This is a genomic window from Arthrobacter sp. Y3224198, from assembly GCF_059090025.1.
Window position 1 is genome coordinate 33,464 of record NZ_JBNHFG010000006.1, and the last position, 16,158, is coordinate 49,621.

General features: G+C 62.7%; 13 protein-coding genes. 5 read left to right on the top strand and 8 right to left on the bottom strand.

Annotated features, from left to right (window positions below; translation table 11 throughout):
- The first annotated feature begins 54 nt into the window (after positions 1-54).
- The 4 genes from trxB to AC5RUF_RS05005 all read left to right on the top strand — a co-directional run bounded on the left by trxB (position 55) and on the right by AC5RUF_RS05005 (position 4,769).
- Complete coding sequence (trxB, locus tag AC5RUF_RS04990; RefSeq protein ID WP_494129904.1) at positions 55-1,095, top strand: thioredoxin-disulfide reductase; 1,041 nt, start codon at positions 55-57, stop codon at positions 1,093-1,095.
- Between the two features lie 27 nt (positions 1,096-1,122).
- Positions 1,123-1,449: a thioredoxin gene (trxA, locus tag AC5RUF_RS04995; protein ID WP_493996065.1), complete on the top strand. Its 327-nt coding sequence runs from the start codon at positions 1,123-1,125 to the stop codon at positions 1,447-1,449.
- Between the two features lie 6 nt (positions 1,450-1,455).
- Positions 1,456-2,646: a peptidoglycan-binding protein gene (locus AC5RUF_RS05000; protein ID WP_494129905.1), complete on the top strand. Its 1,191-nt coding sequence runs from the start codon at positions 1,456-1,458 to the stop codon at positions 2,644-2,646.
- Positions 2,647-3,740: 1,094 nt separating this feature from the next.
- Positions 3,741-4,769: a S66 family peptidase gene (locus AC5RUF_RS05005; RefSeq protein ID WP_494129906.1), complete on the top strand. Its 1,029-nt coding sequence runs from the start codon at positions 3,741-3,743 to the stop codon at positions 4,767-4,769.
- A gap of 3,119 nt (positions 4,770-7,888) precedes the next feature.
- Here AC5RUF_RS05005 and AC5RUF_RS05010 read toward each other — a convergent pair.
- The 8 genes from AC5RUF_RS05010 to rpmH all read right to left on the bottom strand — a co-directional run bounded on the left by AC5RUF_RS05010 (position 7,889) and on the right by rpmH (position 13,903).
- On the bottom strand, positions 7,889-9,346 hold the full coding sequence (locus AC5RUF_RS05010; protein WP_494129907.1) for a ParB/RepB/Spo0J family partition protein: 1,458 nt from the start codon (positions 9,344-9,346) through the stop codon (positions 7,889-7,891).
- A gap of 103 nt (positions 9,347-9,449) precedes the next feature.
- A complete protein-coding gene (locus tag AC5RUF_RS05015) occupies positions 9,450-10,337 on the bottom strand; it encodes a ParA family protein (RefSeq protein WP_493996061.1) in 888 nt (295 codons plus the stop codon).
- Between the two features lie 414 nt (positions 10,338-10,751).
- Complete coding sequence (rsmG, locus tag AC5RUF_RS05020) at positions 10,752-11,384, bottom strand: 16S rRNA (guanine(527)-N(7))-methyltransferase RsmG (RefSeq protein WP_494129908.1); 633 nt, start codon at positions 11,382-11,384, stop codon at positions 10,752-10,754.
- A 40-nt stretch (positions 11,385-11,424) separates the two neighbouring features.
- On the bottom strand, positions 11,425-11,988 hold the full coding sequence (locus tag AC5RUF_RS05025; protein WP_493996059.1) for a Jag family protein: 564 nt from the start codon (positions 11,986-11,988) through the stop codon (positions 11,425-11,427).
- Positions 11,985-12,947: a membrane protein insertase YidC gene (gene yidC, locus AC5RUF_RS05030; protein ID WP_493996058.1), complete on the bottom strand. Its 963-nt coding sequence runs from the start codon at positions 12,945-12,947 to the stop codon at positions 11,985-11,987. Before yidC ends, AC5RUF_RS05025 begins: the two co-directional genes overlap by 4 nt.
- A 9-nt stretch (positions 12,948-12,956) precedes the next feature.
- Entirely contained in the window at positions 12,957-13,328 is a 372-nt protein-coding gene (gene yidD / locus AC5RUF_RS05035; RefSeq protein WP_493996057.1) for a membrane protein insertion efficiency factor YidD, read from the bottom strand.
- Positions 13,325-13,702 (bottom strand): ribonuclease P protein component, encoded by a 378-nt coding sequence (gene rnpA, locus AC5RUF_RS05040; RefSeq protein ID WP_493996056.1) that lies wholly within the window; start codon positions 13,700-13,702, stop codon positions 13,325-13,327. The genes yidD and rnpA overlap by 4 nt, the downstream gene beginning before the upstream one ends.
- Before the next feature lie 63 nt (positions 13,703-13,765).
- A complete protein-coding gene (rpmH, locus tag AC5RUF_RS05045) occupies positions 13,766-13,903 on the bottom strand; it encodes a 50S ribosomal protein L34 (protein WP_022892375.1) in 138 nt (45 codons plus the stop codon).
- A 468-nt stretch (positions 13,904-14,371) separates the two neighbouring features.
- Here rpmH and dnaA point away from each other — a divergent pair, with 468 nt between their 5' ends.
- Complete coding sequence (gene dnaA / locus AC5RUF_RS05050) at positions 14,372-15,787, top strand: chromosomal replication initiator protein DnaA (protein ID WP_493996055.1); 1,416 nt, start codon at positions 14,372-14,374, stop codon at positions 15,785-15,787.
- Positions 15,788-16,158: the final 371 nt, after the last annotated feature.

Genomic DNA, 16,158 nt, shown 5'->3' on the forward strand with positions numbered 1-16,158 from the left:
GGTATCCGGTCCGATCGATAACTGAAGTTCTACAAGGAAGAGGTTCACCGCCACGTGAGCACCGAAAACCCCGTTGCCACCGACGGCGCCGCTGTTGGCGACGTCCGCGATGTCATCATCGTCGGCTCCGGCCCCTCCGGATACACCGCCGCGATTTACACGGCCCGCGCCAACCTGAAGCCGCTGGTCATCGCAGGCTCGGTCACCGCCGGCGGTGAGCTGATGAACACCACCGACGTGGAGAACTTCCCCGGCTTCCCCGAGGGCATCATGGGCCCGGACCTGATGGCCAACTTCGAGAAGCAGGCTGCCCGCTTCGGCGCCGAGATCCTGTTCGAAGACGTCACCGAGGTGGAGCTTTCCGGTGACATCAAGCGCATCACCATCGGCACCGGAGAAACGTTCCTGGCCCGTGCAGTCATCATTTCCACCGGTTCCGCCTACCGCGAGCTCGGCCTGGAAGATGAAAAGCGCCTCTCCGGCCGCGGCGTCAGCTGGTGCGCCACCTGCGACGGCTTCTTCTTCAAGGGTCAGGACATCGCCGTGATCGGCGGCGGCGACTCGGCCCTGGAAGAGGCGCTGTTCCTCACTAAGTTCGCGTCCTCCGTGACCCTGGTACACCGCCGGGACAGCCTGCGCGCATCCAAGATCATGCAGGAACGGGCGCTGGCACACGAAAAGATCCGGTTCGCCTGGGACTCCGAAGTCACCGCCATCCACGGCGAAGACAAGGTCACTGGCCTGACGCTCCGCAACACCAAGGACGGTTCCGAGTCCGAGCTTCCCGTCACGGGCGTGTTCGTCGCCATCGGCAACGACCCCCGCGTGGATCTGGTGCGCGGACAGCTTGAACTGACCGAAGAAGGCACCATCGCCGTCCTCGGCCGGACATCCAAGACCTCCCTTCCGGGTGTCTTCGCTGCCGGCGACGTCATCGATCCCACGTACCGGCAGGCGATTACCGCCTCCGGCTCCGGTTGTGTGGCCGCCGTCGACGTCGAACACTTCCTCGCCGACCTCGGCGACTCGGTTTCCACGGCAGCGGAAGTCCCCACCCCGCCGTCTGAAGCCGTTTCCGAACACGCCGCCCTCTAGATCTGTCCTCGTAAGGAGACCCAAAAAATGAGCAGTGCAAAAGCAGTAACCGACGCTTCCTTCGGTACCGATGTCCTGACCGCCGATAAGCCCGTCATCGTGGACTTCTGGGCAGAGTGGTGCGGCCCCTGCCGGATGCTCTCCCCCATCCTCGACGACATTGCCGCGCAGTACAGCGACAAGGTCGATGTGGTGAAGGTGAACGTGGACGAGAACCCCGCCATTGCCGCCCAGTACGGCATCACCTCCATCCCGGCTGTCTACGTGTTCAAGGGCGGTGAGGTGGCCGCAACCTCGATCGGCGCCAAGCCGAAGCAGGTCCTGGAACAGGAATTTGCGGCGTTCCTGAAGTAATCATCAATGACTGTGCACGGCGAGAGCCTGCGGAGGCTGGATGCCGGCCGGCGTGTAGTAACGCTTCGTGAAGCGTTGCTGCGCGCCGGCGTCACCCTGTCCTATCTGGCACCGGACTCCGTAAACGACCCCTCCATCTTTGACGACCACGTTGACGCAGCTGTGCGTGCTTTCCAGCAAAGCCGCGGACTGATTGTTGACGGTGTGGCCGGCCCCGACACGCAGCGGGCCCTGCAGGAAGCACAGTTCCGGTTCGGGGACCGCACCCTGAGCCATATTGAGGAAGCGCCGTTGCGCGGTGACGACGTCGCCGAGCTCCAACGCCACCTGTCCCACCTCGGGTTCTACTACGGGCATATCGACGGCAGTTTCGGCGTGCGTACCCGCTACGCCGTGGCCGAACTGCAGCAGAACCTGGGACTGCCCGGCAGCGGGGTCTGCGATGCGGACACCATGAGCGCCATGTCCCGCGTGAACCGTGCCATTTCCCCCAGCCAGGCCTTCGCCCTGCGCGATTACGAACGGCTGGACCGTTCCACCGCTGCGCTGCGCGGCCGGATGATATCGGTGAATATCGGCCGTTCCCGGTCGGTTTCCCCGCACGTTACCGAACGGCTCAGCGGCGATCCGCTGACCGAAGTGCTGGTTACCACCGATATCGCCGCCCGCGTGGAACGGATTCTGCGTGAGTTCGGCGCCCGCCTGGTGCCGCAGACCGAGGGTGTCCCGGCAGAATCCTCGCGCAACACCAGTCCGAGCCTGAACCTGGACATCCACTGCGACTGGCTGGACCAGCAGGCAGCCTCCGGCATCGCCGCCTACTACTGGGGCCTGCCCGGCACCGGTGAGGCACGCTCGCCCATCGGGCACCGTGCTGCCGTACTGCTGATGAAGGAACTCACGGCCCGCACCGACATGGACAACCTGGGCGTCCACGCCCGTACCTGGGACACCTTGAAGGTCCCCGGGGTTCCGTCCGTCGGGCTGGATCTGGGGTACCTGAGCAACGCGCACGACGCCGAGCGGCTCTCGGATCCGGTCTTCCGCCAGACGGTGGCCGACTCGATCGTTATCGGTATCCAGCGGCTGTACCTGCTGGAAGAGGAAGACCAGCCCACGGGCACCCTCGCGCTGGACGACGTGCTGAAGTTCAACCCGATGGAAGAACCGTCGGCCCGGCGGGTTTCCGGCCTGTAGGCACTTTCGGCATGCGTACCGCGGAGCGCGCATGCTCTTTACTGCAGGGCCCGGGGCAACGCAGTTGCGGGCCATCGCCCGAGGTTGGTGAGAGGGGAAGATAATCCCCCGCCAACCTCGGGCGTTTGTGTATGTAGCGACGCGCGGGTGTTTGCTGCCTGCGCGTCCGATGCCGGCAGATCGAATCAGCGGCGCTGTTCCCTTCCTGCCGAACCTTTCGAGGCGGGTTCACGCAGCTTCCGGTTCGGGTGAATGCACTAAGCCGGTTGGCTCTGGATCCGGGGCCGACTCCGGTTGGGAATCCCAGAAGCACGAATCCGCCCGGACGCAGCACCCGGCTGGCTTCGGCAAACACTTCCTCCAATGCGAGGGGTCCAGATGAATGATCGAATACCAGGCAAGCACACCATGGAACTGCCCTTAGGGGACCTCCGCCAAGCCGGCTTGCATGAGGTGCAGGAAGGCTGCCTGCGCGAGCCCGGCCATGACTCCGACCTCCTGCATCGCTCCGACGTACCGTGTGCCTGCCCGTGTGCCTGCCCGTGTGCCTGCCCGTGTGCCTGCCCGTGTGCCTGCCCGTCTGCGCGTCCATGGCCGCCGGCCTGCCCATAACGGTATGCCTGCCTCTGTGGCACCGGGCAGCCTGCCTGCTGCGCCTGGAGCCAGTTTCAGCCCCATCAGGACCTACCTACGCCTCTCTGTGAACGTCTCTTTGCTTCGGACAGGGCCCCTCCCCTCCCTCCCAGCGCGTCCGCGCGTCCGCGTGTCAGCGTGTCAGCGTGTCAGCGTGTCAGCGTGTCAGCGTGTCAGCGTGCGGTCTTCTACAACGTGCGGTCTTCTACAAACGGCAAACCGAAGATAGGAACCTCCGATCCACGAGGTGTCCCTGCGTCCTGGTTTGCTACGGTTTGTGGCCGACTGGTGTCCGTATGCTCATTCCGCTGCAGGACACAAAGTCATCTCGGCATATGCCGGCTCTCCGGAACAGCGCAGGCACGCGAGCTGTGGTCCACCGGCCCAACGCGTTGTAAGCGCGTAACCGGCTGGACGGCGAGTCCCACAAGATGCACTCGTATCCTTGCTATCGTTCCACCATGAATTCCGCCGCCAGTCCCGCAACAGCCGACACCGAAATCGCTGCAGCCATCATCCCACCGAAGCTGGCCCACGGAGATCTGCTGCGTGTCATCGCTCCGGCAAGCAGCCGCGCCATGGTCACCGAACATGACCACAGTGAACTCATCGAACGGCGCTTCGCCGAGATGGGACTGAGGCTTTCTCACGGCCGTCATGTGGATGAACGGGACATGTTCGACTCTTCGTCGGTTGCCTCCCGTGTTGCCGATCTACATGAGGCCTTTTCCGATCCGGAAGTCAAAGGGATCCTCACCGTTATCGGGGGCTTCAACAGCAACGAGTTGCTCCCCTACCTCGACTGGGACCTGATCGCGGCCAATCCAAAGATCCTGTGTGGATATTCCGACATCACGGCGCTGCAGAACGCAATATTCGCCCGGACAGGGCTGGTGACTTATTCCGGGCCTCACTGGTCCACCTTCGGCATGCGGGACCACCTTGATCTGACACAGCAGTGGTTCCTGGACGCCCTGGTTGATGGTTACCGGATGGAACTCACACCCTCTCCTGAGTGGACCGATGATGCCTGGTTCTTAGACCAGGACAACCGCAGTCCCCTGCCGGGGGTAGGGTGGTGGTCCCTGCAGGAGGGCAGCGCAACCGGGCGCATCATCGGGGGAAACCTGTGTACTCTGAACCTCCTGCAGGGCACCGCTCAGATGCCGGCGCTGGCCGGTGCCGTCCTCATGCTGGAAGACGACGCCAGCACTGATCCCATGACCTTTGCCCGGGACCTCACCTCCCTGCTTCAGCAGCCGGGCTCGGAAGGCATCCAGGGCCTGGTGCTGGGCAGGTTCCAATCCTCGAGCGGTGTCACCCGCGAGCATCTGCAGGAAATCGCTGCCCAGCCCTCACTGGCAGGATTGCCTGTCCTGGCCAATGTCGATTTCGGGCACACCCAACCGCAGCTGACCGTGCCCATCGGCGGGCAGGCCGAGCTGACGGTGAATGCCGCCGGGGGCAGGCTGAAGCTCGGCGACCGCTAGAGTGCGTTCATCGTGCCCGACGGCCGGCACACCTGCCACCGTGACGGCGGGCGGCTCCGGTCCCGAGTCCACTGCGAAGGTCTTCTTCCCAAAGTGCTCCTCACCCGTCCGGCGGTCGCGCTGGACTGGTCGTCACCGATGACGCGGACCGCCTAAGAGACGCCGGTCCTGAACAGGTCCGCGGCTGCTTCAACCGGCTTGCGATTTGCGTCATCCCCGCCGGGGTACCCGGCATCGCAAGCGACCAGGACGCCGCCCGCGACCGTACCGCCGTATCGGCTTTCCGCTTCGCCTCGGCGTAGCGGCCACTGACACCTGATCAACAACCGCCGGACCCACCACCGCCCCCGCCGGAGCGACAATAGCGGTGTCGGAATCACTGATGCCACCCGCTCGGGGGCTATCACCCGGGTCACCGGCGGTAGGTTCCGCCCCGGTAGCCGGCTCCTCGCCGAGAGCCCGCTCAACCAGTTCCGCTTCGGGCTCGCCCCCCTCATCCGAACCCGCCGCATCACCCGAGCGGCACCCTTCCCAGCAATCGGGAACATCCTCCTACGGCGGTACACGACGACGGCGGGCGACCGGCGTCGCATGTTCCAGGGGTCCTTGGGAAGCACTGGCTTTAGGTCTGTCCTTGGTCTGGGTCATAGGCGGTTGGGTGCGGTGGGACGAGCCCAAATTCGGTGGGTTCCTTCTTCCGCCAGAAGTGAATGGCTGGTAGCTACCCGTTTCACGTGAAACGGGAGGCGCCAGCAGCGGACCAGAGGTGCGTCTTCTCGCTGCTTGGCTATCGTCCGTCGCCCTTTCCAGTCCCGCGAAGGACCCGGGGCGGCGAGTCGCCGTACTCGCGACCGACAGCTCACCGATAGCTCGTCATGCCTGAGCCCTCTGGTGTTGGTACGGCATTCCGGCAGATGTCGTGCGGCTGGTCGTCCCCCGTCAGCGGTCAGCGCCGTATCGATGACCAGTTTCATGGCGTGGGAGGGTGGGGCTGGACGGGGCCGAGTCGCCCCCCCCCGATCCCTCCCAAGCGGGTTGCCCGATCACTGCCGTGAACACACCTGCCGCCTGTTCCGCCCGAGGCCACGGCGCTGGGCTGGTCTGGTGCGCATACGTGTTTCACGTGAAACTGCACCCTCCTTTCGTCTGGAATCATGGGACTCCGACAGGCTTCCGTCCATCGTTGGCGGGCTCAGGGACCTAGACAAGAGCCTGCCCGGGTTCGCGGGCGAATACGTTCTGGAAACGGCTCCACTTCCTTCTCGTACCGGTGAGGGTTAACCGAAAACCACCAGGGGTTTGGTCGCCTGTGTTTAGTGGTCGGCGCAATGCCGACTCTGCCCCCGGCGCCGGCGTCATGCAGTCCTCGCTCGGGAGCCGACCGCAGTTTTCGGTATCCGAAGCGGGTTGCCCGATCGCTGCCGTGGACACACCTGCCGCCCGTTCGCTCAAGGCCACGGCTCCGGGCAGACAGGCGTTTCAATAGGCGGACCCAGCGGCGGGCCTAGCGGCGGACCCATCGGCGGCTTCACATGCCAATCCTTAGCCGTGGAAGGACCACGAGGTTCGGGTGCAGTTTTGGGACTTGCGGTGTGCTCAGGGCAACTGCACCAAGGCGGCTCCACCGGGACGTATGGCTGGCGACCTGGCGCCTGCGAGCGAGCATGGTTATTCAGCATTCAAAGACGGTGTATCGGTCGTGCCAACCGGCTTCGCAAAGGCTTGTCGGGTATGCAGGCTGGCTCGGTGTCCGACTCTCTTGCGGGCAGCAGCTTAATGTCCATACCCACTGACGGGAATCCCACGGTCAACCTGTGGCTGGTCCCGCCCTCGGGGAACTGCCGGGATGTACGTGGGCGGTGAGGTAGCCACCGTTTCACGTGAAACAGCACGCGATGTGGGCTTCGCCCGAGTCGGGAAGGAGAGTGCATTTTCGAAAGGGAAGGAGGCGTACGGCCCAGCATGACGCGGGCGGGAGTGGCGCCAGGGATACCGCTGGACGCCACGGAGTACCCCGGAATTTGCACCTGCCGCCTTCACAGCGGATGCGTGTACCGGATCTCCGCCCTGCCACCGGACCCGTCTACGACGATATAGCTTGCGGAACGCGAGGCCAATGCCGTTCAGCCTAGCCTTCGACGTTCGGTCGGACGTGTTTCACGTGAAACTAAGCGTTCGAATATACGAGTTCGTCAAGCGATGCCGCCCAAGTGGTTACTGAACACCGAACTAAACACCGTTACGCCGGGCGGCGCCGGTAGTAGTAGCTCGGGCTGCTGGAAGCGATACCGGGGAGGAACGGACCGTGAGCCTCTCCGCGCACAGGTCAAACGCTAGTTTGGGTTGGGCAAACCTTCGGCCCTTGGCACGCTGGCCCACGCGGGATTCCTGCAGGACCGGACGTACTAAGAGAAATCGGAACGACGGAATACTCCTGGCGGCCATGAGTGCCGAGCCCCGCCGCCGAGAGTTTCACGTGAAACCAGACGTGCCCGAACTTCGCTTTCTATGGCACCAACCTTCAGTGTCTCTTGCACGCCAGCGGAGGCAGTCGCGCGGCAAGGAAGCGCGTCAGCGAGTGCACCCCAGGACGTATCTCGCGTGAAGCCCAGGCAAACAACCGTTTGCCGTTGCTCGTGTTACCAGTGTCTGCCAGATACAGCTCGACTCCATCGATATGACATGGACGCGTTTTACACTGTGGTTCTACGGCAGCATCGCCAGCGGCGCAGGGAAACTGTTCCGGACACTGAGGATGGTCCTACCGGACGCCGCCAGCGACCAGCACCGCGAGTGGCCAGCGTTGTTCCTTCTTCCCTGATGCGGTGGCGGAGTACGCGGATGGGGTGCCGCCGTGCACGGGCAGTTATGGCCTGTTTCACGTGAAACAAAGGCGGTCGTGCCGCAACCGCATCTTCTTCCGTCGATGCAGAAGCCAATAGTCCCTGCCTGGGGCCTGGGATCAAGGGGACGGTCAGAGAGAACGGCGCGCGGCGATGTCTGAACCCCCTAGGCGGCAGCAGAGTTGCCGGCAACAGCGGCCGAATGCGGGGCCGGATACGACTGAGGCCGTTGTTCCACGTGAAACAACGGCCTCAGTTCAGGACTACACCTAAATACTAGGCCCGCCCGGGATCATTCGACGGTGTAAGGACACTCATGATCCGGTTAAGGTCGTCAACACTGGCAAATTCGATGCTGACCTTCCCCTTCCGGACTCCCAGGGTGATCTTCACATTGGTGTCCAAACGATCCGACAGTGACGTCGCCAAGTAATCCAGGCGCTCATGCCGGGCACCAAGCTTGGGCTTCGCAGTCTTGGCCGGCTTTTTGATGCCGTCCGCCATCGAGACAATCTCTTCGGTGGCCCGTACAGACAACCCCTCTGCGACGATCTTCTGTGCCAGCTTCTCCATCTCGGCCGGGTCGCCCAAACCCAGAAGGGCACGCGCATGACCTGCTGAGAGAACACCCGCCGCAAGACGCCGCTGTACCAACGGAGGCAGTTTCATCAACCGCAGCGTGTTGGTTACCTGCGGCCTGGAGCGGCCAATGCGATCGGCAAGTTCCTCGTGCGAGCAACCGAAATCGTCCAGCAGCTGCTGGTATGCCGCTGCCTCTTCCAGAGGATTCAGCTGGCTGCGGTGCAGGTTCTCCAGGAGCGCATCGCGCAGCAGATCCACGTCCTGTGTGGAGCGGATGATCGCCGGAACCACCTCAAGTCCGGCCGCACGGGAGGCACGCCAGCGGCGTTCGCCCATAACCAGCTCGTACGGGTGTTCTTCGTCGCCCTCCGCCGACGGGCGGACCACGATGGGCTGGAGTACGCCGATCTCACGGATGGAGTGGACCAGTTCAGCCATGTCGTCTTCGTCGAAGACGGAACGGGGCTGCTTGCGGTTCGGGTGGATGGAGTCGATGGGTATTTCGGCGAATGTCGCGCCCGGTACCTCTACCAACTCGCTTTCCGCGTCCGCCGATGTTTCACGGGAAACATCGGCGGATGCGGCTTCCTTCGATTTGTCCTCAACAACCGGCGCAGGAGCCTCGGGCGCTGCCGCGGCAGGCTGATTGCCCGTCTGTCCGTCAAGCGCACCACGAGAGTCCGAAGCCTTCCCCACTGCCTCCTGTGGGGCCTCAGACGCGGCCTCAGCAGGGTCAGCGGCCTGCGGTCGGGACTGCCGGACAGCCCCTCCCCGGGAGGCCTTCACGGCTCGCTTGGCGGCCGCGGTGCCCGATTCGGTCTTCTTCGCAGTGGCCTTCTTGGCTGCTTCCTGGGTCTCCGTAGTTTCAGGAGCGGATTCGGCAGCTGCGCGGGTAGCGGAGCGAGGGGCGGAGCTGCGGGTTGTGGCCTTCTTGGCCGGGCCGCGCAGGGCGTCCTTATTGATGCCTGCTCCGCGCCGGGGTCCGGAGGCGCCGGCGGAGGTACGCGGATCGTCCGCTGCGGCAAAGAACAGATCTACAGGACGTCCGGCTGCAACACTTCCCTGGTTGGAGGTTGACGATTCCACCGGTTCCGCACTGCTAGGAATCAAAGCTCCCAGACCGCGGCCCAAACCACGACGCTTCTCGGCCATGGGTAAGTCCTTCCCTTATGCACACTACAAGCGGCACGGATTGATTGTGAGAGTATTCTATGGCGCGGCCCCGCGCACGCGGCCGAACCTCGCCGGGGTGTCTCTAGGCGCGCTGCGCGATTTCCGCGGCGGCTTCGAGGTAGGACAGTGCGCCGCTGGAGGACGGATCGTACGTCATAACGGTTTGCTGGTAACTCGGCGCCTCGGAAATACGCACGGACCGCGGCACAACGGCACCCAGGACCTGCTCCGGGAAGTGTTCCCGTACCTCAGCCGCTACCTGTGCCGCCAGATTGGTCCGACCGTCGTACATGGTCAGAAGAATGGTGGAAACAACCAAGTCGGCGTTGAGGTGCTTCTGGATCATCTCAATGTTCTTCAGGAGTTGGCTCAATCCCTCCAGTGCGTAGTACTCGCACTGGATGGGGATAAGCACTTCGCGTGCCGCCACAAAGGCGTTCACCGTGAGGAGGCCCAGACTGGGTGGGCAGTCGATGAAGATGTAGTCGAGACGCTCAAGGCCCTGCTTTTCGCGCTCCGCAGCGTAGACATCAATGGCACGGCGCAGACGCTGTTCGCGGGCAACAAGGGAAACCAGTTCAATCTCTGCCCCGGCCAGGTGAATGGTGGCCGGAGCGCAGATGAGGTTGTTGATGTCCGGGCACGGGGCAACCACGTTGGCCAGCGGAAGATCATCGATCAGGACATCATAGATGCTCTCCACCTCGGCACGGTGGTCAATGCCAAGGGCGGTTGAGGCGTTGCCCTGCGGATCAATGTCAATCACCAGGACGTTCTGCCCGGCCGTGGCCAAGGCAGCGGCCAGGTTGACCGTAGTGGTGGTCTTCCCCACGCCACCCTTTTGGTTGCTGACGGTCATGATCCGCGTCTGTGCCGGGCGGGGAAGGACACGTCCGCGCAGCTTCTCGCGGCGGCGGTTCTCACTGGCCAGTTCCCGCGCCAGCGGGGTGCTTTCGTCCATCAAATCCATAACGTCCACCGATGTCGACACAGGAGCGGCTTCACCGGATACACCACCTTCGATAGCTTGGGGTGCCGGAACCGGGGCGGCCTCGGGGGTCGGCACCGGTTCGGCACTGCTTTCCGTTTGGGCGGGCTGCTGCGGCTCGTTCTCTGCTGTTTCACGTGAAACAACAGAGGGAACTGCATCAGCTGCTGGAGCTGCAAACAATTGCGGTTGCTTCCTGCCGAAAGAAGCGGACAGGGCCGAACCGAGTGCGGCGAAAGGGGGAATTCGTTTTGCGGCTGAATCGCGCACACTCACCTGGTCATGCTCACTTTCCAACATAAAGCGTTAAGGCATTAGTCCATCTAGCCTATCCGCTTCCAGGCCAAACTCCGTGACCGGCAAGGGTGTGTGCATCCGGTACAGGTGTTGTGCCGGTCACCCTACGGAAATACGCACCACGGTAGTTGGTTCCGCCGGCAGGTCCCCGCCCGCCGTCACCACCGAGGTGTCCCGTCCGCCGAGCTTGCGGACTGCCTTAGCGGCCTTCTGCACTTCTTCTTCGGCGCTGCGGCCCTTGATCGCCAGCACGGTGCCGTTGCCATGCAGGAGCGGTATGGTCAGGCCTGCCAGCCCGCCCAGGGCAGAGACCGCCCGTGCCGTTGCCACGTCGACGTTTACCTCATCCACAACCTGCTCGGCGCGTCCGCGGATGACGCGGACATTCTCCAGCCCGAGATCGGCAACCACCTCGTTCAGCCAGATCACTCTCCGTTCCAGCGGCTCGATCAGGGTGATGGAAATGTCGGGCCGGGCAATCGCCAGGCAGAGGCCGGGAAGCCCGGCACCGCTGCCCACATCGGCCACGGAAGCATTTGCCGGAATCAGTTCAGCAACCACTGCGCAGTTGAGCACATGCCTGCTCCACAGCCTCGGCACCTCGCGCGGCCCGAGCAGCCCCCGCTCCATTCCCGAGGTGGCCAGGTGCTCCACGTACCTCTCGGCAAGGTTTAGCCGGTCACCGAAGATCTTCCGGGCAGCGTCCTGTTCTGCGGGAGTTGATTCAACCACTTACTTGATATTCCTTGTCTGCACTGCGGGGGTGGAAAAACTAGGATGCAGGCAGGGAAACGACGATGTGGCGGTCTGCGCCCTCACCCTCGGATTCGCTGACCAGGCCAAGGTCGGCCACTGCATCGTGGACGATCTTCCGCTCATAGGCGCTCATGGGAGCCAGAGCAACGGACTGTCCGGCCTCCTTCGCGTGCTTGACGGCGTCCTCGGCGATGGCCTGCAACTGCTCGCCGCGCTCCGTCCGGTAACCGGTGATGTCCAGTACCAGGCGGGAACGGCTCTCCGTGGCGGTCAGTACCGACAACCGGGTCAGTTCCTGAAGCGCCTCGAGTACCTCCCCGTCACGACCCACCAGCGCCTGGAGGGCGGCGTCGTCGCCTTCCTCCGAAACCACCGAAATGTAGGTGCGCCCGTTACGGACCTCGATGTCGATGTCCCCGTCGATGTCGGCAATGTCGAGGAGCTCTTCCAGATAGTCCGCCGCGACGTCGCCTTCTTCTTCCAGCCGTCCGCCGCGCCCGGCGGCAGGAACGGCGTCCGCAGCAGGTTCCACAGCTTCCCCGGACGGTGCTACGGGATCGTCAATGCGCTCAGTGCTCATCTTTTCTTCCTGTTCTTCCGCTGGGGCTGGACGCGCTGCGTCTTCGGGGCTGCCGGTACTTCCACGGGCTCCGCGCCCTTCTTCTCCCCCAGCAGGGGGACCATCGGAAGACCCTTGCGCGCACGGCGCTCTGCCATGGCCTTCGCAGCGGGGGAACCCGGCGTAGGCATGCGGCGGATCACGAAGAACTGCTGGCCCATGGTCCACAGGTTAGTAGTGGTCCAGTAGATGAGGACACCGATGGGGAAGTTGATACCGCCGATGCCGAAGACGAGCGGCAGTACGTACAGCATCATCTTCTGCTGCTTCATGAAGGGGCTGGCAAGGGCCTCTTCGGACATGTTCTTGGACATGATCTGCTTCTGCGTGATGAACTGTGAAGCCGTCATGGCCAGGATCATCACGATCGACAGGATGACAACGGCAACCTGGCCGTCGCCGCCGCCGCCGTGCAGCAGCGAGGAGGAGAGCGGAGCACCGAGGATGGTGGCCTCGTCAAACTGCTGGATGGCCTGTGAAGACAGGGCGCCGATGTGGTCACCGCCGGCGCTGGCCTTCGAAACACCGTTCAGCACCTGGAACAGTGCAAAGAAGAAGGGCATCTGGATCAGCATGGGCAGGCAGGCGGCAAACGGGTTGGTGCCGTGCTTCTTGTACAGCGCCATCTGCTCCTGCGTCATGGCCTGACGGGAGAGCTGATCGGTCTTGCCCTTGTACTTCTGCTGCAGTTTCTTCAGGTCCGGCTGCAGGGACTGCATGCCGCGCTGTGCCTTGATCTGCTTGACGAAGACCGGGATCAGTGCGGCGCGGATCACGATCACCAGGCCGATGATGGACAGCGTCCAGGTCCAACCCGATGCGGCATCCATCCCGAGGAAAACGAATCCCTCGTGGAAGATCCACATGATCCATGACACTACCCACTTAAAGGGGAACAGTATCGTCTCGAAGAAACCCATTTACTCTCCTCAGGCCGCCGAGCGGCTGTCTTCGTCGGCTGGAATCACGGGATGATTCAGCACAATGATCCTCGGGACCTTCTTTGTGTCCCAAATCCGGTGTCCTTCAGGTACGTGGTCCACGCCGCCGCCGTTCCAGGGATGGCAACGGATCAGCCGACGGAAAGCCAACCACGAACCCTTGACGGCTCCATGGACGGTGACTGCTTCGAGGGCATATGCGGAACACGAAGGGAAAAATCGGCAAACCGGACCGTACAGCGGGGAGACGGTCTTACGGTAGGCAATCAGCAGGCCGATGAGAACCAGGCGGGGGAGGTTCCAAAGGAACCGGGCAACAGCAATCAAGGCCCTCAACGGATACGATCCGGAGTCCCTCATTGCTGGCTCATCCTCCCTGCCTGGCTGTTGCGCTGCGCAAGTTTGTCTATACAGGCGTTCAAGGCGCTGTGGTAATCCGCACTGAGTGCCTGCCACGACGACGACGCCGACGAAGGCAGCGCCCGCACCACCACGTCCAGTCCGGTCGGGTAGAGAGCAAGGCTCTGCGCTGCCGCTTCCCTCAGTCTTCTCTTAACGAGGTTGCGTGTCACCGCGTTCCCGACGGATTTGGACACAATGAAGCCAATGCGGGTCGGATTCGCACCGGTAGGCACCGCATATAGCACTACGTTCCGGCGCCCACTTCGGGCACCGGAACGTACAGTACGAGAAAAGTCCGCCGATACCCTTACCCGGTTCCTTACGGCCAGCATTGGGACCACCTGGAATCCGGGGTAGAGCTGCTAAGAGGCAGCATCGACAAACTTTGAGGTTATTTAGGCCGACAGTTCGGTGCGGCCCTTGCCACGGCGTGCAGAAAGGATGGCACGGCCGGCACGGGTACGCATGCGAAGGCGGAAGCCGTGCTTCTTGGCACGACGGCGGTTATTCGGCTGAAAAGTCCGCTTGCTCACGGTAGTTACTCCAAGACAATCTTGAGTCGCGCCGGCACTTGTTGCGACAAGGGGGAAGAACAAGCGGCGCTTTTTTCATGTGTCTGTCTGTACTCGCCCGGACCTGGACCCTGATTTCCAGAACCCCTGCAGGGCATGTGTGAGTACAGATAGCAGACACAAAGGACTACTCAACGTTAGGTGAGACCGGCACACCAGTCAAACCGGGAGTGCACCGGCTGTGCACCGCACTTTTTCAACACCTGTGGACAACTGCTGTGGGTATCCCGAGCCACCCGGGGCTGTGAGACAGCCGACAAGCCCTTGATCCGGCGGATTTCCAGCTACCACGACGGGAAATCATCCTCTAGGCTTGGCGACGGGTACTTTATCCACTATCTGTGCATAACTCTGTGGATGGAGTGACGGGATCCCCGCCGGGATCCCTGGTTTTTCTTAGACAGCCGCGAGGCGTCACGAGAGGTTTTTGTGGGTACGGACGAAATCAACGATGTTGGCAGCTCCTGGCGCAAGGTCATTCGGACCCTGGAGACCGACGACAGGGTCACTCCCCGGCAGCGTGGATTCGTGGTGCTTGCACAGGCGCAGGGGCTCATCGGCACCACGTTGCTGGTTGCCGTACCCAATGAGCTGACCCGTGAAGTACTGCAGACCCAGCTGAAGAACATCCTGGACGAAGTCCTTCGCGGCGTCTTCCAAGCCGACATCCAGTGCGCCTTCGTGATCGACGCCGACCTCACGCCCGTCGAGGCCGAGCCGGAACCCGAAGAGGAGCCGGCAGCGCCGAGTCCCGTTCCCTCCGGCGAGAGCGCGCCGTCGCCCACTCCGCCCAGCACCAGCCAGGAATTCGGACGCCTCAACCCCAAGTACGTCTTCGAAACCTTCGTTATCGGTTCCTCCAACCGCTTTGCCCACGCGGCCGCCGTTGCCGTGGCCGAAGCTCCGGCCAAGGCCTACAACCCCTTGTTCATTTACGGCGACTCCGGGCTGGGCAAAACCCACCTGCTGCACGCCATCGGCCATTACGCCCGTCACCTGTACACCGGGATCCGGGTCCGGTACGTCAATTCGGAAGAGTTCACGAACGACTTCATCAACTCGATCCGGTACGACGAAGGTGCCAGCTTCAAGCAGCTCTACCGCAACGTCGACATCCTGCTCATTGACGACATCCAGTTCCTTGCCAACAAGGACGCCACGCAGGAAGAGTTCTTCCACACCTTTAACGCACTGCACAACCACAACAAGCAGGTGGTTATTACCTCCGACCTGCCGCCCAAGCAGTTGTCCGGGTTTGAGGAACGGATGAGGTCGCGGTTCGAGTGGGGCCTGCTGACCGACGTGCAGCCGCCGGAACTGGAAACCCGGATCGCCATCCTCCGAAAGAAGGCCATCGGCGACAGCCTGAGCGCACCGGACGATGTCCTGGAGTACATCGCGTCCAAGATCTCCACGAACATCCGCGAACTTGAGGGCGCCCTGATCCGCGTCACAGCATTTGCCAGCCTCAACCGCCAGCAGGTCGACGTAGGGCTGGCCGAAATCGTGCTCAAGGACCTGATCACCGACGACGGTGCGCAGGAAATCACCGCAGCTTCCATCCTTGGGCAGACCGCGGCCTACTTCCAGATCAGCCTCGAGGAACTGTGCAGCAAGTCGCGCACCCGCACGCTGGTGACGGCGCGGCAGATCGCCATGTACCTGTGCCGGGAGCTTACCGATATGTCGCTGCCGAAGATCGGACAGGAACTCGGCGGGCGGGACCACACAACGGTGATCCACGCGGACCGGAAAATCCGCGAACTGATGGCGGAACGGCGGGCCATCTACAACCAGGTGACCGAACTGACCAACCGCATCAAGCAGCAGCAGCGCGAGGCCTGAGCACGGGTCCGGGAAGAGCCCCGCAGGGGCTCAAAATTAACATTTGTGGACAAGGGTGTGGATAACCCGGTGGACAACCCGTGTTTCCCCACAGTTGCCTGTGGATACGCGGAACCCTCGAAAAGTTTCCAACAGCCCGCCGGACAGCGGCTGCAGCGGATCCACAGGTTATCAACAGGCTTAAACAGCCGGGGCCCGGGAAGGCGACGGGTTATCCACAGTATCCACAGGAGTTATTAACACTACGGATCTTAAGAAATTCGGTTCCACCAAATAACAACTAAGCTCAAGACCCCTCGAACCACCCGGACATCGATGATCCAAAAACATCAACGATCAAGAGGCGTCTGCGTCGCAGACGGGGATGAATC